Below are 17,745 nucleotides of genomic sequence, written 5' to 3'. Positions count from 1 at the left end.
ACCAATGAATAGCGCGCAAGTGCGTCGAGTCAATGCGGAAAGTTTTGCCCACTATCGTCTGGGCTTGATCGAGTTGTTGCTGGACGCGGTCAGGCACGGCGCTTCCGTCGGCTTCATGGCCGACTTCGACGAGGCCCAGGCCCGCGAGTATTTGCGCGGCGTGCAGGCCAGCATCGAAGACGCCGGCCTGTTGCTCTGGGTGGTGGTGCGCGACGAACACGTGATCGCCAGTGTGCAATTGGCGCTGTGCCAAAAAGCCAACGGAGTCAACCGCGCCGAAGTGCAAAAGCTGCTGGTACACAGCAGCGCGCGACGCCATGGCCTCGGCCAGCAACTGATGAACACCCTGGAACTCGCCGCCCGCCAGCACAAGCGCGGCTTGCTGTACCTGGACACTGAAGCCGGCTCACCCGCCGAAGCCTTCTACCAGTCGCTGCGCTATATCAAGGTCGGTGAACTGCCCGACTACTGCCAAAGCCCGGACGGGCGCTACAGCCCGACCGCCATCTACTTCAAGACCCTGGGGCAACCTGCATGATTCCTGGCGAATATCAGATCCAGCCTGGCGACATCGAACTCAACGTGGGCCGCCGTACGGTCACCCTCAGCGTGGCCAACAGCGGCGATCGGCCGATCCAGGTGGGCTCGCATTATCATTTTTTCGAGACCAATGACGCACTGACGTTTGATCGTGCCTCAACCCGTGGCATGCGCCTGAATATTCCGGCGGGCACGGCGGTGCGGTTTGAGCCGGGGCAAAGCCGTGAGGTTGAGTTGGTGGATTTGAGCGGCGGTCGCCGGGTGTTCGGGTTTGCAGGTCGAGTCATGGGTGACCTTTAGGCCCTCTTCGTGAGCAAGCCCGCTCCCATATTTAGTAGGCATTTCAACATGTGGGAGCGAGCTTGCTCGCGAAAGCGGATTCACATTCAACACACATTTCTCAGGGCACACACATGAAAATCAGCCGCCAAGCCTATGCCGACATGTACGGCCCCACCGTCGGTGACAAGGTCCGCCTGGCCGACACAGAGCTTTTCGTCGAAGTCGAAAAAGACTTCACGGTCTACGGCGAAGAAGTCAAATTCGGCGGCGGCAAGGTCATCCGCGATGGCCAGGGCCAAAGCCAATTGCTCGCCCATGAGGTGGTCGACACGCTGATCACCAACGCGCTGATCATCGACCACTGGGGCATCGTCAAAGCCGACGTGGGCCTGAAGAACGGCCGTATCCACGCCATCGGCAAGGCCGGCAACCCGGACATCCAGCCTGGCGTGACCATGGCCATCGGCGCCAGCACCGAAGTGATTGCCGGCGAAGGCATGATCCTCACCGCCGGCGGGATCGACAGCCACGTGCACTTCATCTGCCCGCAGCAGATTGAAGAGGCGCTGACCAGCGGCGTCACCACCATGATCGGCGGCGGTACCGGCCCGGCGACGGGCACCAACGCCACCACCTGCACCTCCGGCCCGTGGCACCTGGCGCGCATGCTCCAGGCCAGTGACTCGTTCCCGATGAACATCGGCTTCACCGGCAAGGGCAACGCCAGCTTGCCGGAGCCTCTGATCGAACAGGTGAAGGCCGGCGCCATCGGTTTGAAACTGCATGAAGACTGGGGCACCACCCCGGCGAGCATCGACAATTGCCTGAGCGTTGCCGATCAATACGATGTGCAGGTAGCGATCCACAGCGACACCCTCAACGAGTCCGGTTTCGTCGAGACCACCCTGGCCGCGCTCAAGGGCCGTACCATCCACACGTATCACACCGAAGGTGCAGGTGGCGGTCACGCACCGGACATCATCAAGGCCTGCGGCTTCCCGAACGTGCTGCCGAGCTCCACCAACCCGACGCGGCCCTTCACTCGCAACACCATCGACGAACACCTCGACATGCTGATGGTCTGCCACCACCTGGACCCGAGCATTGCCGAAGACGTGGCCTTCGCAGAAAGCCGCATCCGCCGCGAGACCATTGCCGCCGAAGACATTCTGCACGACCTCGGCGCGTTCTCCATGATCAGCTCCGACAGCCAAGCCATGGGCCGGGTCGGTGAGGTGATCACACGCACCTGGCAGACCGCCGACAAGATGAAAAAACAGCGCGGCGCCTTGCCTGGCGATGGTCCCGGCAACGACAACTTCCGCGCCAAGCGCTACATCGCCAAGTACACCATCAACCCGGCGATTACCCACGGTGTGAGCCATATCGTCGGTTCGATCGAAGTGGGCAAGTGGGCTGACCTGGTACTGTGGCGCCCGGCGTTCTTTGGCATCAAGCCGACCCTGATCCTCAAGGGCGGCGCGATTGCCTCAAGCCTGATGGGCGACGCCAACGCTTCGATCCCCACGCCGCAGCCGGTGCACTACCGCCCGATGTTCGCCAGCTTCGGCGGCTCGTTGCATGCCACCAGCCTGACCTTTATCAGCCAGGCTGCGCAGGATGCCGGTTTGCCCGAAGCCCTGGGGTTGAAGAAACAGATCGCGGTGGTCAAAGGGTGTCGCGACGTGCAGAAAACCGACCTGATCCACAACGATTACCTGCCGGATATCGAGGTGGACCCGCAGACCTACCAGGTCAAGGCCGATGGGGTGCTGCTGTGGTGTGAGCCGGCGGATGTGTTGCCGATGGCGCAGCGGTATTTCCTGTTCTGACTCGAACCAACAGGCCACGACTTGTGGCGAGGGCGCTTGCTCCCTCGCCACAAGGACAGTGTTCGCTTTCGCCTTAGAACTGCTCGCGCGGATTAAAAGCAGCTTTCTGCGCCAGCTCCTGCCACAAGGCTTTCACCTCGTCATTGCCTGCCGGTGGCATCACGGCCTTGAGCTGCACGTACAGGAAGCCACGCTGCCCGGCCTTGTTCAACAAGCCATGGCCCTTGGCGCGCATGCGCTGGCCGTTCTGGCTGCCGGCTGGCACCTTGAGGTTGATCTTGCCGGTCAGGGTCGGCACGGCCACTTCCGCGCCCAGCGCCAATTCCCACGGCGCCAGCGGCAGGTTGATGATCAGGTTTTCGCCATCCACTTCAAACTTGGGATGCGGCGCAAACTTGACGATCAGGTACAGGTCACCGTTGGCCCCACCGCCAACACCTGGTGCGCCCTGGCCTTTGAGGCGGATACGCTCACCGTTGACGACACCGGCGGGGATCTTCACGTTCAAGCTCTTGGTGGTGTTGCTCACATGCCGGCCCGAGGCGTCGTATTGCGGCACCTGGAAGCTGATCTGCTTGGACTCGGTTGACAGCGTCTCCTCAAGGAACACCGACAGCTGCATCTCCACGTCCTGGCCTTTACGTCCGGCAGGGCGGCGCTGGCCGCCACCGAAGGCATCGCCACGGGAGCCGAAGATCGAACTGAAGAAGTCCGAGAAATCCTCACCGCCACCGCCGCCGCCAAAGCCGCCACGGCTCTGCCAGCCCGGTGGTCCCTGGAACGGCTGGCCATGCTGGCCGTATTTGCGCAGCTCGTCGTATTCGGCGCGCTTGTCGGCGCTTTTGAGCGCTTCATAGGCTTCGGACGCATCCTTGAACTTGGCTTCGGCGTCTTTCTCCTTGCTCACGTCGGGGTGATATTTGCGCGCGAGCTTGCGATAGGCCGCCTTGATTTCCTTGTCGTCGGCCGTCGGCTCTACGCCCAATATCTTGTAGTAGTCTTTGAAATCCATCGGCGGTTCACCATCCTTAATCGAGATCGCACAGTCCGGGGCACAACGTGCGCTGCATTGCACTTGTTGAGTCTCGTGGCCTGGGTATGCGTCAAAGTGTTATCGGCACTTGCCGTATGCAACAGATGTTGGGGCAAATACCCAACTTTCAAGCGCGATTTAGCGGATAGTCGGCCTACGCATCCGCCTTCGACTGGCATACACTGCGCGGCCGTTTTTCAACCGGAACCCGATAGACATGAAAAACCCATCCCCAGCCCGTGCCTGCGGTATCGACTTTGGCACGTCCAACTCCACCGTCGGCTGGATCCGCCCCGGCGAGGAGACGCTCATCGCGCTGGAGGACGACAAGATCACTCTGCCGTCGGTGGTGTTCTTCAACTTCGAGGAGCGCCGCCCGGTGTACGGTCGCCTGGCGCTGCATGAGTACCTGGAAAACTACGAAGGCCGGCTGATGCGCTCGCTCAAGAGCCTGCTCGGTTCCAAGCTGATCAAGCACGACACCAGCGTGCTCGGCACAGCGATGCCGTTCACCGACCTGCTGGCGCTGTTTATCGGCCAGCTCAAGTGCCGCGCCGAAGCCAATGCCGGCCGCGAGTTCGAAGAAGTGGTGCTGGGCCGCCCGGTGTTTTTCGTCGACGACGACCCGATGGCCGACCAGGAAGCCGAAAACACCCTGGTCGACGTGGCGCGCAAGATCGGTTTCAAGGACATCTCGTTCCAGTACGAGCCGATCGCGGCGGCGTTCGACTACGAGTCCACCATCCAGAAAGAAGAATTGGTACTGATCGTCGACATCGGCGGGGGTACCTCCGACTTTTCCCTGGTACGCCTGTCCCCGGACCGTCGCCACAACGACAACCGCCAGAGCGACATCCTCGCCACCGGCGGCGTGCATATCGGCGGGACCGACTTCGACAAGCAGCTCTCGTTGAACGGCATGATGCCGCTGTTCGGCTACGGCAGCCGCATGAAGAGCGGCGCCTACATGCCCACCAGCCATCACATGAACCTGGCCACCTGGCACACCATCAACTCGGTGTACTCGCAGAAATCCCAGCTGGCGCTGGGCAGTATGCGTTATGACATCGAAGACACCGGCGGCATCGACCGTCTGTTCAAGTTGATCGAGCAGCGCGCCGGCCACTGGTTGGCCATGGAAGTGGAAGAAACCAAGATCCAACTCACCCACGAAGACAGTCGCCATGTGCTGCTGGATCGGGTTGAACCGGGCCTGAGCGTGGAACTGAGCCGGGCGCTGTTCGAGTCGGCCATTGATGGCTTGCTGGAACGCGTGCGCAACAGCGTCACGCAATTGCTCAACGATGCGTCGGTGAGCGTGGCCCAGGTGGACACCGTGTTCTTTACTGGCGGTTCCAGCGGAATCCCGGCGCTGCGCCACAGCATCTCGGCGATGTTGCCGAATGCGCGGCATGTGGAAGGGAATATCTTTGGCAGTATCGGCAGCGGGTTGGCGATTGAAGCCAGTAAGCGCTACGGCTGCTGAGCGTTAGCTTGAACGGCGGTGCGCCCTTCGCGAGCAAGCCCGCTCCCACCTTTGGCTGAGTTCCAACGTTGGAACGCGTTCAAAGGTGGGAGCGGGCTTGCTCGCGAAGGGGCGGGCCCAAGCAACGTCAATCTCTAAACCATTCCCCCAAGCTTCAACTCACTCTTGAGATACGCGTAATAAATCGGCCCCGCCACCACGCCGGGTAGCCCAAACGCAGCCTCAAACACCAGCATCGCCAGCAACAACTCCCACGACTTGGCACTGATCTGTCCACCCACAATGCGCGCATTGAGGAAGTACTCGACCTTGTGGATCACGATCAGATACCCGAGTGCCGCCACCGCCACCCAGATCGACAGCGACAGCGCCACGATGGTGATCAGCGTGTTGGACATCAGGTTGCCGATGACGGGCAGCAAGCCGAGCAGGAACGTGAGGACGATCAGGGTTTTGGTCAGCGGCAGGTGAATCCCGCACAGCGGCAGCACCACGGCGAGGAACACGGCGGTGAAGGCGGTGTTGAGCGCGGCGATCTTGATTTGCGCGAAGACAATGTTGCGAAAGGCCTGGACCAACAAGTGCAGACGATCGAACAGCACGGCGGCCAGGGGTTTGCGCTTGGTCAAGTCGGGCACGCGCTGCAGGGCAATGATGGCGCCGAGCACCATGCCGATCAGCAGGGTGACAAACATGTGGGCGGCGTCTTTGCCGACCAGTTGCAGTTCACTCAGGTGCTTGCTCATCCAGTCGCCGATGGCCACGCGGAACTCGGCGGCGCTGGCGGGCAGGTAGGCATCGATGAACGGCGGCAACTGGCCGCGCGCGCGGTCGACGACGCCCATGAATTTGTCCAGGGAAGCCCCGGGGTTTTCCGCTTCGTGGAGCAGGAAGCTGATGGCACCGGCGAAGATCAGGGTCAGCACACTGACGATCAAGGTGCCGAGCAGCGCCACCGCCAGCCAGCGCGCGCGCCGGCCTTCGATCAGCCGTTGCAGTTGGGGGGTCAGCATGTTGACCAGCTCGAACACCAACAGACCGGCCAGCAGGCTGGGCAACAATTTGAGCGGCAGCACCAGCAGCAGTCCGCCGAAAATGATGATGTAGCTGGCCAGCAATATCACGTGACGCTGAGAAAACGTTGGCATACAGCCTCAAAACGAACGGCGTTAAAGGATGGGCAGTCTGCCAGCCTTGAAGGAATCAAGCGAGAGGTCTTGGTGTTGCAAACTTGTCAGCGTGGCAACGGGCTTGCTCGCGAAAGCGGGGGTTCAGTCACTGAGGTGTTGAACGAAAAACAGCTTTCGCGAGCAAGCCCGCTCCCACAGGGGATTCGCCTACTCAACTGCCTTTGAGGCAGGTGCTCATGAAGGTTTTGCGCGCATCGCCAGTCAGCGCCTTGGTTTTCGCCGACGCATTGCAATCCTTCATCTTCTGCTGCTGCGGCGTCAGGGTCTTGGCGTCATTGGCCGCCGGGGCGGACAGGCAGGTCTTCATGAAGGCCTTGCGCTCGTCCCCCTTGAGCGTCTTGGTGGTCGCTTCGGCATTGCAGGTGGTCATTTTATTTTGCTGGGCGGTGGCGGCAAAACCTTGGGAACACAGCAGCAGGCCCATCATCAACAACGGAATTCGCAGCATCTTCATGGAGTTTTCTCCCTGTTGCCGTGCAGGAGGGCACGGCCTACCGGGTAGTGTAGTCAAAGCCTGTTACATCTTCACCGACTACGGATATGCGTCCGCCGGTATTGCTCTGGGGTGCAGCCCGCCTGGCGCTGGAACATGGCGATAAAGGCCGAAGCGCTGCTGTAGCCCAGATCAAATGCGACATGTTGCACGCTGCGCTGACTGTCGAGGGCTTCAATGGCCGCCAGGTAGCGCAGGCGCTGGCGCCACTCGCCGAAGCTCATGCCCAGCTCCCGCACAAACAGGCGAGCCAGGGTGCGTTCGCTCACGTGGACTTGCTCTGCCCAGTGAGCCAGGGGGCGATTGTCGGCAGGGTCGGCCTGCAGGCCTTCCAGTACGCCCAGCAGGCCGGGGTGACGGGCGTAAGGCAGGAAGCAATCGTGGATCGGCGCCTGCTTGAGCTGGTCCACCAGCACCTGGGCCAGGCGAATGTCGGCGTCGGTCTGCGGCATGTTCACGTCACGCTGGGCGAAATCGCTGAGGATGGCCTTGAGGATATCGCTGATGGCCAGGGTGCAAGGCTGTTGCGGCAGCCGCTCACAGAGTTCCGGCGCCAGCCCTACCGAGTGATAGACGATCGCCTCGGCATTGTAGGAGCTGTGTTCGGTGTGGGGTGGCACCCACACCGCGTATTGCGGCGGCGACATGAAGCGGTTACCGGCCACTTCCATGCGCATCACGCCGCTGGCCGAATAGTCCAGCGAACCCCAGAAGTGCTGGTGCGGGGTGCACTCGGTGTCGGGCGCGAAATCCGAATAGCGAAAGTACACCGGGCTCGGCAGCCGGGGAAAATCCGGAAGGCGTACGTTGTGCTTGGCCATATTGTCTGGATACAGAGGTGGTTTGTCTGGATCGCAGTATAGGCTTCGATCCAGACAATGGATAATCCTGCCTCATCAACACACTTGGTTCATTTCGATGCAATACGCTTATCCCTTGCTGGCCATTTTCATCTGGGCTGGCAACACCGTCGTCAACAAGCTGGCCGTGGGGGCGCTGTTCCCTGCAGAAATCGGCTTTTACCGCTGGTTGCTGGCGGCGCTGCTGTTTACACCGTTCATGATCAAGCCGGTGATCGCCAACTGGGCGCTGATCCGCCCGAACCTGGGCAAGGTATTCATCCTCGGCGTGCTGGGCATGGCGGTGTACCAGAGCCTGGCGTACTACGCCGCGTCGCTGACCACGGCGACCAACATGGGGATCATCCTGTCGTTGATGCCGTTGATGGCGCTGACGGCGGCGATCATCAGCCTGGGCCAGCGCCTGACCTACGGCGCGCTGACCGGTGCCGTGCTGTCATTTGCCGGCGTCGTGGTGGTGGTCTCCGCCGGCAGCCTCGACGCATTGCTGCAACACGGGGTCAACCTGGGTGACGGCATGATGCTGGTCGCGACACTGGCCTACGCGGTCTACAGCACCCTGCTGAAAAAATGGCAGCTGCGCCTGCCGCCGTTGGTGTTGCTGTATCTGCAGGTGCTGGTGGCGGTGGTGGTGCTGTTCCCGCTGTTCCTGTTCTCCGCGAAAGCGGGCCTTGGCTGGGCGAACATTCCGTTGGTGCTGTATGCGTGCCTGCTGGCCTCGATGTTGGCGCCACTGGCGTGGATGCATTCGGTGAAGACCTTGGGCCCGAGCCGCACCACGCTGTTTTTCAACTTGCTGCCGTTGATCACTGCATTGATCGCCGCCGTAGTGTTGAAGGAAGAGTTGGCGCTGTATCACTTGGTGGGCGGTTTGCTGACCTTGGGCGGGGTGATTCTGTCGGAGCGCTGGACCACCCCGGTGCGCTAAACCCCGGCAGCCTTCAAGCGCCGGGCATGCTCGACAAACAGTCGGATAGGCTCGGCGCCCTTGCCCACCAGGCCCAGGGACTGGTTGACGATATCGAAGTGGTCCAGGGCGTAGTCATCGCCGATCACCCATCCCAGGTGCGAGCTGTAGCGTCCGACCATGCCGTCGCACTGACCCTTTTCACGCACAAAGCTGCGGGCGAACAGGCGGCAACTGCGGTGGGTGCCATCGAACAGGTTGCGACCACGGTCAGTGATGCCCGGCTGCAAAGTGCCGGACCACGAGTAATAACGCACGCCGTTGACCTCTTCTGCCCCCTGCCCACCCCATGTCTGTGGCAACCCCTGTGGATAGTGCTGATTGAACAGCGCCACGCCCGCACTCGTCAGCGAATGATGGGAGGCCTGCAAGTCCGCCTTGAAGCGCGGCCCGCGATAGCCGGTCTCCAACACGCCCATCACCCAGGCGACCAGGTGAAACAGCGCGCTCATGATCCGCCCCTTCACGCCGTCCACTGGGTAATTGAGATGAATGTGGTCCGCCAGCTCGGAGCCATGGTTGGGCCCGGCCACCGACGTGACCGACGCCACCCACTCCGGGCGCTTGGCCGCCGCATACCGCGCGGTGAGCGCGCCCTGGCTGTGACCGATCAGGTTGACCTTGTCGGCCCCCGTTTCACGGCGGATGCGCTCGATCTGCACCAGCAATTGCTCGCCACGTACCTCACTGGAGTCCAGCGGCGCCACCTGCACAGGAAACACCTGTGCGCCACCCGCCTGTAGCGCCGGGACGATGCCGTACCAATAGGGAAACCAAACGAGGCGCACGAACCCGAGCATGCCGGGGACCAGCACCAAGGGGTAACGCGTGGCAAGGGATTGCGGCATGGAGCAGGCGTCCAGGGCGATGGAAGTAATAGGTCCATCCTAGATCAACCGACGTGACCACCCCATGACATCCGGGCTTTTTAGAAGTGCCCAGCCAGGTCATGCAACTGGCGCTCGGCGTCGGCATAGGCACGCTGGAATACGCTCTTGTCCGACTCTTCACCTTCGGCAGCAATCACCCGCACATCCTCGATACCGATATAGCCCAGTACCGTGCGCAGGTGCGGGTCGGCATGGTTCATCCATTCAAACTCGCCACCCGGACCAAAGCCATTGCCGCCCCGGCTGGTGATGATGAGTGCACGTTTGCCCTGGAGCAAAGGCTGATACTGCGCGATGCCCTGGCTGTCTTGAGTGATATCAAAGGTCAGGCCCATGCGCACGATCTGATCAATCCAGGCCTTGAGGCCGCTGGGCACGCCGAAGTTGTACAGGGGCATGGAAATCACCAGGATTTCGTGGTCAATCAACTCTGCGACCAGTTCATCGCTCAGTTGCAGGTCGGCCTTCATCACCTTGGGCATGGATTGCGGTTCGGGGTAGAAATTCGCCGCGACGAACGCTTCGCTGACGTGAGGAATCGACGCTCGACCCACTTCGCGCCGCGTGACCTGCGCGCCAGGGTTGGCGGCCTGCCACACGTCGAGAAAGGATTCGGCCAGGCGCCGCGAGTGGGAACGTTCGCCACGGGGGCTGGCGTGGATAACTAGCATTTTTTTCATCTGTATGACCTTCGCGAGTTAGACTCAGACGGCCTGGATAGCCGTCGTTCTTAAGCGCAAATCTAGAGTCGCTGGGTACTTCCGACAAATGAGCAATAGTTGATCCGGATGAATCCATTTCATCCATGGAGCTGAAATGTTTGCCTCGCTACCCCTCACCGCGCTGCGCACCTTTGAATCGGCGTCGCGCCTGCTCAGTTTCAAGGCTGCCGCCCAGGAACTGTCGGTCACACCCACGGCGGTCTCCCACCAGATCCGCAGCCTGGAAACCTGGCTGGGGGTGCCGCTGTTTGAACGTCTGCCACGCCAGGTGCGCCTGACGGAGTGTGGCGAACGGCTGTTCCACAGCGTGCACGGTGCCCTGCTGGACGTGGCGCAAAGCCTCGACACCCTGCGCCCGCAACGCAGCACCGGGCACCTCACCGTATCCACCACGCCAGCCTTCGCCGCCTTATGGCTGGTGCCACGGTTGGGACGGTTTTACGCCGCACACCCTGGTATCAACCTGCGCCTGGATACGCAGTGTGAAGTCGTCGACTTGCAGCAAGATGCCAGCGTCGATCTGGTGATCCGCTATAGCCTCGATGACTACCCCAACCTCTATGGTTTGTGCTTGTTCGATGAATCTTTTGCGGTATACGGCTCCCCCGAGCAGGTGGTGCTGGCCCAAACGCAAGCTCCCACACTGATCAGCGTGCGCTGGCACAACTCCAAGCTCTACGCGCTGGGCTGGCAAGCCTGGTGCGAGAAGGCTGGGGAACGCTGGTTGCGGGACGCGCCGATATTGCGCGAATACGACGAAGAGCACTACGCGCTGCAAGCAGCCATCGCCGGTCAGGGCCTGGTCCTGGCCAGCAACATTCTGGTATCGGAAAGTCTGGCTTCGGGGTTACTGGTGCCTTACCGGCCCCGGATCAGCGTGGACGGGGCGGGTTACAGCGCGTTGTGCGTACCGGGCCGCGAGCGCCATCCGCCAGTGCGAGCATTCTTCCAGTGGATGCAGGAGGAAGTCAGGCTGTCCGGTCACGCCTTGTAAAATCCGATAAAACTTTTTGTGTTGCGCGGGACTCACAACTTGGAGCGATCACGCCGGCAGAGCGTGGCGCAAAACCGGATTAGTACCAGGAGATTGAGATGACCGAAGCAAACTTGACTGACGTTGCGACCCTGCGCAGCCGCGCCCGCCAGAACGTCGAGAACGGTGCCGTGACCGAAGGCTACGATGCCGACCGCGAAGAAATCATTCGCCTGCTGAACGCCTCGCTGGCCACCGAGCTGGTCTGCGTACTGCGCTACAAGCGCCACTACTTCATGGCCAGCGGCATCAAGGCTGCAGTGGCCGCGCAGGAATTCCTTGAGCACGCCACCCAGGAAGCCGAACACGCCGACAAACTCGCCGAGCGTATCGTGCAGTTGGGCGGCGAGCCGGAGTTCAACCCGGACCTGCTGTCGAAAAACTCCCACGCGCAATACGTGGCCGGCAAGGACCTCAAGGAAATGGTCTACGAAGACCTGGTCGCCGAGCGGATTGCCGTCGACAGCTACCGCGAAATCATCCAGTACATCGGTGATAAGGACCCAACCACGCGTCGTCTGTTTGAAGAAATCCTGGCTCAGGAAGAAGAGCACGCCGATGACATGGCGGATATTCTCGAAAGCCTGTAGGCCACCCTCGATAGGCGCCGCCAAAAAAGCCCCAAGGGGAGCGACCGCTCCTACTTGGGGCTTTTTTATACGCAATCACTGCGATAGAGACGGGCATCTACCTGTTAGCGTTGACAGTAGACGAGTTACCGTCAACAGGGCTAATGGATACTTCCCTTCAGGCTCCTGCATATCAGACGCGATTTTCATCCCTACCGGAGGCTAGCCTTTTACTGTTTTCGGCGCCTTGCCTTCCTTCATCTGCTGCAGCAACGGCGCGCACTCATTCGGCTCACCACCACTCGGCGCGACCAATGCCAGCAACCCGGCCGCCGGGCCGGCAACCACACCCAGCGCAACCATGCCCGCCCCCCGCAATGCCAGCGGAATGGCTTTCACACCCGCATTGGGCTTGATGAACGGCCCGTTGACGTACAGCGGTGAGCGCAGGGAGAACAGGCGGAAGCCTTTGGATTCCGGATTGATGGTCAGGTCCAACTGTTCCGTGGCCATGTTCGCCGTGCCCTCGATGTAAATGATGGCGTTCTCGGTATCGAACACAAACAAACGCGTGGTCGCCAGGCCTGTCTTGATGCCGAAGTCCGCCGCCGCGCAGTTGATCTTCACTTCCTTGTCGCCAAACAGGCGGCCCACCACGTAGTTGCCCACGTTGAGCCCGGCGATTTCCATCAGGCCACGGCTAATGGCGCCGTCGTTGATCAGCATCTTCAGGTCACCGTTTGAGGTGCCCAGGAGTGCCGCCACGGAGTTGCCACGCCCGGAAATGTCGGCATCGCCGTTGAGTTCACCGAAGCTGGTTTTCATCGGTTCGAAGGTCGGGAACAGCTGCTTGAGCTTGAAGTTGCGCGCAGTGAGTTTGGCGCGACCTTCCATTGGCGTGATACGGCCGTTGAGGCGAATCTGCGCGTCCAGCTTGCCGCCGGCGACGCCGAAACGCAGGGGTTCGAGGCTCAGCTCGCCATCATTGAGCACCAGGTGGGTGTAGAGGTCGGTGAAGGGCAAATCGGCACTGTGCACGATGCGCTTGCCGGTGAACTCCACATCGGCATCCATGACACGCCAGCGCTCGGTGCGAAACTCTTCCACCGGCAACACTTTGGTCGCCGGCTGTTTGCTGTCGCCGCCACGGGCTTTTTGTTTGGCGTTGGAGTCGGCGCCGATCAGCGGTGCGAGGTCGGTCATCAGCAGTTGGTTGGACACCAAGGCGCCACTGAGCTTGGGCCGTGGCTGGCTGGCGACGTAGGCGAGGTTGCCGTGGATGTCGCTGTTGCCGATCTTGCCGTTGAAATTTTCATAGCGGAACGAAGCGCCGTTGGGCTCGTGCAGCTTGGCGATGAGATGACCGTCGGTGGAATAGGCTGGCGAATCTGGCAGGGTCACGCCGGTCAGTGGGTAGAGATTGCCCAGACTGGAACCGGCGAGTTTCAGGCGCAGGTCGAGCGCGCCGAGGTTCATCGGGTCGGTCAGCGTGCCGGCCAGGGCGATGCGGGTGTCGCCAATGTTGACCTGGGCTTGCAGCGGGAACGGCTTGGCCGCGTCCTGCAGGGCCAGCAGGCCACCAATCTTGCCGCTGCCGTCGAGCTTCTGGCCGTGGTACTGACCTTTGACCTTGAGGCCGAACGCATAGTCCTGCGGGGCGGAGCCTTTTTCCAAGGCCTTCTTGGCATCAGCGTCGCCGACGATTTCGCCGAAGGGAATGGGTTTGCCCAGCGGGTCGATGATCACATCCAATTGAGTCTTTAGAGTCTGGTCGTCGAGGGTCACGTGGCCCTTATCGAAGCCGATGGCACCGATGTCCACCACCCAGTTGGAAGGCTCGGCGTTTGGGTCCTTGGGGTCGAACTTGAAGGTCCAGTTGGCGCGGCCATCGCTCAGGCGCTGCAATTGCGCGCTCGGCTCGGTGAGATCGATACGCGGGATCACCACACGCTGCACCAGCAACGCCAGGGGAGAAATGCGCAGTTCCACCTTCTTGAGGGTGACCATCTGCGGGTTCTTCGACCAGTCCGGGTTGCCCAAGGTCAGGTCTTCGGCAATCACATGAGGCCATGGCACCCAGGCGCGCCAGCCGCCTTCATCGGGTTCACGCGCCCACACCACCGCCAGGTTGCCGTTGATGGCAAATGGCCGATGCAGTTCTTCAGAAACCTTGGCATTGAGGGGCGGCTTGATGCGGTTCCAGTCAAAGAACACCAGGACCAACACCGCCACAGCGATTAACAGAGCGAAGCTGGCGCAGCTCCAAGCGACAATTTTACGAGTGCGCGTCATTGCACAGGACTCCTGAATACGACTGGCTGGGTGACAGCCTTTTAAGACAGTTTATAGAACTCCGACTGGCAAACCGCCTGGGGGTTTAACCCAATCCCCGATTTGCCTGGAAAAACCTCAATTTCTGACCAACTCGACAGATTCGGCCTACGACGGCGCACCATTGTTACCCACGAACGTGTCGAAAATACCCACCCCGGTGCAAAACCGCGTGCTTGAGAGGCCCGTTCTAGAGCCTCCGCCTAGAACAATCAATTCTGTTGATTATTACCATTGTGTTTATGAACTTTTATATCGACTTATCGAGAGTAGCATTAGCCCTGTACCCACTTTATCGCCCTCCCAAGGAGCAACCCATCATGAAACGCCAACTACTCGCTACCGCCCTGTTATCTATCCTGGCTTCCAGTGCCTTCGCCCTGCCAGCCGCCGAACAGGCCACACCCCAAGTCAAAGCTGACGCCATTCATTTCAGCCAGACCGTCGCTCGCAGCGGTTCGCAAGAAGACGAGAACCGTGACTACGCCAAAGGCGCTGTCGCTGAAAATGGTTCGGAACACGCCAACAAACGCGCTTACACCGAAGGCCTGACCGAAAACGGCCGCAACCGCCTGGAAGAAAAAGGCCTGGTTGAAGGTGGTGCTGATCGCCTGCTGGAGCGCAATGCTGTTGCCGAAGGTGGCCGTGATCGCCTGGAACAGAAAGGTCTGGTCGAAGGCGGTGCAGAACAAGCCAACAAACGCGCCTACACCGAAGGCGTTGCTGAAGGCGGTGCTGACCGTCTGCAAGAACTGCATCAAGCACAGAGCTAACCCCGTGGTGGCCGAGAAAAAAGCCCGATCTGTCGATCGGGCTTTTGCTTTCCTGTAGATCGCGTCACGCCCTTCCCCGCCAAGTTCGACGCCAACAGAACTGTTTTGCTAGAGTGCGTCGCTGTACTCGCCGACAAAGCCCGCCCGCCCATGCTGCCCCGCGCCGAACAGAAGCAACAGACCCGCCTCGCCCTGATGGACGCAGCCCGCCATCTGATGGAGTGTGGCCGTGGGTTTGGCAGCCTGAGCCTGCGCGAAGTGGCAAAAACGGCTGGTATCGTGCCCACCGGTTTCTATCGGCATTTTGCCGACATGGACCAATTGGGACTCGTGCTGGTGAGTGAAGTCGGCCAGACCTTCCGCGCCACGATCCGTCTGGTGCGCCACAACGAATTCGTGATGGGCGGCATTATCGATGCCTCCGTGCGGATCTTTCTCGACGTGGTCTCGGCCAACCGTTCGCAATTCCTGTTCCTGGCCCGCGAGCAATACGGCGGCTGCCTGGCGGTGCGCCAGGCGATCGGTGCATTGCGTGAAGACATCACCCGCGACCTGGCGGCCGACCTGACGCTCATGCCAAAACTGCAGCACCTGGATGCCGAAGGTCTGCATGTGATGGCCGACCTGATCGTCAAAAGTGTGTTCGCCACCCTTCCCGACATCATCGACCCACCGGCCCAGGCGCTGCCTGAACACCTCACGCCCCAGGCAAAAATCACCCAGCAATTGCGCTTTATCTTTATCGGCTTGAAGCACTGGCAGGGTTTGGGCAGCACCGAGTAAAGCCATCACCCTGCCGTGTGGAAACGCTTGGCGGTGGTGTAATTCTTGTTCCAGTAGCTGTTGCTCAATGAGTCGATGCGGATGTGCTTGCCTGCGCGGGGTGAATGGATAAATTTGCCCTCGCCTATATAAAGGCCCACATGGCTGACTTGTCCGCCCCCATTTCCTTTGAAAAACACCGCATCACCCGCCTTGAGCGCATTGCGCCTGATAGTGGCTGCTGTTGACCGCTGCATGGCCGCAGTGGTGCGCGGTAACTGGATATTGGCTTCGGTCTTGAACAGATAGACCAGCAGGCTGCTGCAATCAAAACCCTGGTCCGCCGAGGTGCCACCCCACTTGTAAGGCGTACCCAGCAGTTCGTGGGCGCGGTCGACCACATCCTCGATAGACGCTTGCTTCAGCGAAGTGCTGAAGGACGGATGGGACTTCAAATTCGCGGAAGCCGATGAAAGCGCGAGAGATAGGCTGACAATAACCAGGCAACAAAATGATTTGAACATGATGAACGTCGCAGTGAATTAAACACGGCGCACAGCCTAATGATCTCGCAGGTAAGGTGATGAACGCCGATTCCCCATAACGTGTAGGGAAAATCCGAAAATGCCCATCACGCGTGCAACACGCAACATTGCGCACCACTTTGGCGCACGTCGAGCATTTTTCCTCGCCCTGTTTAGTGGCATGCCGCGCTTGCCTACAGGCAATTCCTACTCCCCATCGAGGTTGGCAAGCCCCTTGCTCTAGCTGCTTCATCGCTCATAGCTGGAAGCTTCCTGATGCTGGTGATCCACCGCCGAATCGCCCCCCAAGCCCTCTGGGCCGCCGAGTTGCTGCTGAACTTCGAAGCCCGCAGCAAAAGCCGCCTGCGCTGTTTCAGTGCCGACGGTGAAGACGTCGGCCTTTTCCTGGAGCGCGGCCAGCCACCGCTGCACGATGGCGAATTCCTACAGGCCGAGGACGGACGAGTCGTACGCGTGTGCGCCCGGCCTGAACACCTGCTGCACGTCACCTGCAGCAGCGCATTTGAACTGACGCGTGCGGCGTATCACCTGGGTAACCGCCATGTGGCATTGCAGGTCGGCGATGGCTGGTTGCGCCTGCTCGATGACTATGTGCTCAAGGCCATGCTCGAACAACTGGGCGCGCAGACGGCAACCATCGAGGCGCCGTTCCAGCCGGAACATGGCGCCTACGGCGGCGGACACCACCACTCGCGCCATGGCGATGAAGATTTCAACTACCCGCCCAAGCTGCACCAGTTCGGCGTGCGTCTATGAACCCAGCCTGGGCGCTGTTGCGTCTGGCCAGTCCGCAATTGCCGATTGGCGGCTACAGCTATTCCCAGGGCCTGGAAATGGCGGTGGAGAACGGTCGCGTCAGCGATGCTGCCAGTGCGCGACGCTGGATCAGCGATCAGTTGCTGCTCAACCTGGCGCGCTTTGAAGCCCCGGTGTTACTCGCCCACTGCCAAGCGGCGGTCGATGCTGACTGGCCGCGTCTGACCCAGCTGTGCGAGGCACATCGCGCCAGCCGTGAGACCCGCGAGCTGTATCAAGAGAGCCGGCAGATGGGCTACTCCCTGCAACAACTGCTCAACGGCCTGCCGGAACTGGATGAAGCCGCCCGCGCCGTCCTTCAAGCTTGCCCCGAACCGCATTTGGCGTTGGGCTGGGCCCTGGCCGCACGCGCCTGGCACATCAGCCCCGCCGATGCCCTCGCCGCCTGGCTGTGGAGCTGGCTGGAAAACCAATTGGCCGTGCTAATGAAAACCTTGCCCCTCGGCCAGCAAGCCGCCCAGCGCCTGACCAGCGAATTGCTGCCGTTGCTGCAACAAGCCCAGCAGGACGCCAGTCGCATCGACCCCCACCATTTCGGCAGCGCCGCGTTCGGCCTGTCCCTGGCATGCATGGCCCACGAGCGCCAGTACAGCCGCCTATTCCGTTCCTAGGAGAAAAGCA

Annotated in this window: 19 protein-coding genes; 11 read left to right on the top strand and 8 right to left on the bottom strand. The window is 60.8% G+C overall.

All coding sequences use genetic code 11. The annotated features are described in order from the left end of the window. Positions 1-4 precede the first annotated feature (4 nt). From PF1751_RS02775 to ureC, 3 genes are all read left to right on the top strand, one after another. A complete protein-coding gene (locus PF1751_RS02775; RefSeq protein ID WP_042570875.1) occupies positions 5-538 on the top strand; it encodes a GNAT family N-acetyltransferase in 534 nt (177 codons plus the stop codon). Next, positions 535-840: an urease subunit beta gene (locus PF1751_RS02770; protein WP_010213539.1), complete on the top strand. Its 306-nt coding sequence runs from the start codon at positions 535-537 to the stop codon at positions 838-840. The genes PF1751_RS02775 and PF1751_RS02770 overlap by 4 nt, the downstream gene beginning before the upstream one ends. A gap of 113 nt (positions 841-953) precedes the next feature. After that, positions 954-2,654: an urease subunit alpha gene (gene ureC, locus PF1751_RS02765; RefSeq protein ID WP_044286564.1), complete on the top strand. Its 1,701-nt coding sequence runs from the start codon at positions 954-956 to the stop codon at positions 2,652-2,654. Between the two features lie 73 nt (positions 2,655-2,727). On the opposite strand, the gene PF1751_RS02760 is transcribed toward ureC, so the two are convergent. Then, positions 2,728-3,666 (bottom strand): DnaJ C-terminal domain-containing protein, encoded by a 939-nt coding sequence (locus PF1751_RS02760; protein ID WP_021493229.1) that lies wholly within the window; start codon positions 3,664-3,666, stop codon positions 2,728-2,730. A gap of 238 nt (positions 3,667-3,904) precedes the next feature. On the opposite strand from PF1751_RS02760, the gene PF1751_RS02755 reads away from it, so the two are divergent. Continuing rightward, positions 3,905-5,173 carry an Hsp70 family protein gene (locus PF1751_RS02755; RefSeq protein WP_044286563.1) on the top strand — a complete coding sequence of 423 codons (1,269 nt, stop codon included), beginning with the start codon at positions 3,905-3,907 and terminating at the stop codon, positions 5,171-5,173. A 134-nt stretch (positions 5,174-5,307) separates the two neighbouring features. Here the strand turns inward: PF1751_RS02755 and PF1751_RS02750 are convergent, their stop codons facing one another. The 3 genes from PF1751_RS02750 to PF1751_RS02740 form a co-directional block, all read right to left on the bottom strand. Beyond that, positions 5,308-6,321, bottom strand: a complete 1,014-nt coding sequence (locus PF1751_RS02750) for an AI-2E family transporter (RefSeq protein WP_010213545.1) — start codon at positions 6,319-6,321, stop codon at positions 5,308-5,310. Positions 6,322-6,514: 193 nt separating this feature from the next. Further along, on the bottom strand, positions 6,515-6,817 hold the full coding sequence (locus PF1751_RS02745; RefSeq protein WP_010213547.1) for a PsiF family protein: 303 nt from the start codon (positions 6,815-6,817) through the stop codon (positions 6,515-6,517). Between the two features lie 71 nt (positions 6,818-6,888). After that, positions 6,889-7,677, bottom strand: a complete 789-nt coding sequence (locus PF1751_RS02740; RefSeq protein ID WP_010213548.1) for an AraC family transcriptional regulator — start codon at positions 7,675-7,677, stop codon at positions 6,889-6,891. A 97-nt stretch (positions 7,678-7,774) separates the two neighbouring features. Here PF1751_RS02740 and PF1751_RS02735 point away from each other — a divergent pair, with 97 nt between their 5' ends. After that, a complete protein-coding gene (locus PF1751_RS02735) occupies positions 7,775-8,644 on the top strand; it encodes a DMT family transporter (RefSeq protein ID WP_010213549.1) in 870 nt (289 codons plus the stop codon). Here the strand turns inward: PF1751_RS02735 and PF1751_RS02730 are convergent. Both PF1751_RS02730 and PF1751_RS02725 read right to left on the bottom strand, forming a co-directional pair. Then, a complete protein-coding gene (locus PF1751_RS02730; RefSeq protein ID WP_010213550.1) occupies positions 8,641-9,531 on the bottom strand; it encodes an esterase/lipase family protein in 891 nt (296 codons plus the stop codon). The two genes, PF1751_RS02735 and PF1751_RS02730, sit on opposite strands and share 4 nt — an antisense overlap. An 80-nt stretch (positions 9,532-9,611) precedes the next feature. Continuing rightward, positions 9,612-10,253: an FMN-dependent NADH-azoreductase gene (locus tag PF1751_RS02725; RefSeq protein ID WP_021493231.1), complete on the bottom strand. Its 642-nt coding sequence runs from the start codon at positions 10,251-10,253 to the stop codon at positions 9,612-9,614. A 136-nt stretch (positions 10,254-10,389) separates the two neighbouring features. On the opposite strand from PF1751_RS02725, the gene PF1751_RS02720 reads away from it, so the two are divergent. Continuing rightward, positions 10,390-11,289, top strand: a complete 900-nt coding sequence (locus PF1751_RS02720) for a LysR substrate-binding domain-containing protein (RefSeq protein WP_021493232.1) — start codon at positions 10,390-10,392, stop codon at positions 11,287-11,289. Between the two features lie 98 nt (positions 11,290-11,387). After that, positions 11,388-11,918 carry a ferritin-like domain-containing protein gene (locus PF1751_RS02715; RefSeq protein WP_010213553.1) on the top strand — a complete coding sequence of 177 codons (531 nt, stop codon included), beginning with the start codon at positions 11,388-11,390 and terminating at the stop codon, positions 11,916-11,918. 201 nt (positions 11,919-12,119) lie between these two features. Here the strand turns inward: PF1751_RS02715 and PF1751_RS02710 are convergent, their stop codons facing one another. Next, positions 12,120-14,189, bottom strand: a complete 2,070-nt coding sequence (locus PF1751_RS02710; RefSeq protein WP_010213555.1) for an AsmA family protein — start codon at positions 14,187-14,189, stop codon at positions 12,120-12,122. Positions 14,190-14,548: 359 nt separating this feature from the next. Between PF1751_RS02710 and PF1751_RS02705 the strand changes: the two genes are divergently transcribed. Together PF1751_RS02705 and PF1751_RS02700 are read left to right on the top strand one after the other, a co-directional pair. Beyond that, the gene (locus tag PF1751_RS02705; RefSeq protein WP_010213556.1) at positions 14,549-15,001 is read left to right on the top strand and encodes a hypothetical protein; all 453 of its coding nucleotides are present in this window, start codon (positions 14,549-14,551) and stop codon (positions 14,999-15,001) included. 150 nt (positions 15,002-15,151) lie between these two features. After that, a complete protein-coding gene (locus PF1751_RS02700; protein ID WP_010213557.1) occupies positions 15,152-15,784 on the top strand; it encodes a TetR family transcriptional regulator in 633 nt (210 codons plus the stop codon). Positions 15,785-15,789: 5 nt separating this feature from the next. On the opposite strand, the gene PF1751_RS02695 is transcribed toward PF1751_RS02700, so the two are convergent. Continuing rightward, positions 15,790-16,287 (bottom strand): C40 family peptidase, encoded by a 498-nt coding sequence (locus PF1751_RS02695; RefSeq protein WP_021493234.1) that lies wholly within the window; start codon positions 16,285-16,287, stop codon positions 15,790-15,792. Between the two features lie 276 nt (positions 16,288-16,563). On the opposite strand from PF1751_RS02695, the gene ureE reads away from it, so the two are divergent. Next, positions 16,564-17,064 carry an urease accessory protein UreE gene (ureE, locus tag PF1751_RS02690; RefSeq protein ID WP_010213559.1) on the top strand — a complete coding sequence of 167 codons (501 nt, stop codon included), beginning with the start codon at positions 16,564-16,566 and terminating at the stop codon, positions 17,062-17,064. Further along, positions 17,061-17,735: an urease accessory protein UreF gene (locus PF1751_RS02685; RefSeq protein WP_042570867.1), complete on the top strand. Its 675-nt coding sequence runs from the start codon at positions 17,061-17,063 to the stop codon at positions 17,733-17,735. Before ureE ends, PF1751_RS02685 begins: the two co-directional genes overlap by 4 nt. Positions 17,736-17,745 lie beyond the last annotated feature (10 nt).

Origin of the sequence: Pseudomonas simiae, assembly GCF_000934565.1 — a bacterium.
In the GTDB taxonomy this organism is placed as follows: domain Bacteria; phylum Pseudomonadota; class Gammaproteobacteria; order Pseudomonadales; family Pseudomonadaceae; genus Aquipseudomonas; species Aquipseudomonas simiae.
This window is presented reverse-complemented; position numbering and strand designations above follow the sequence as displayed.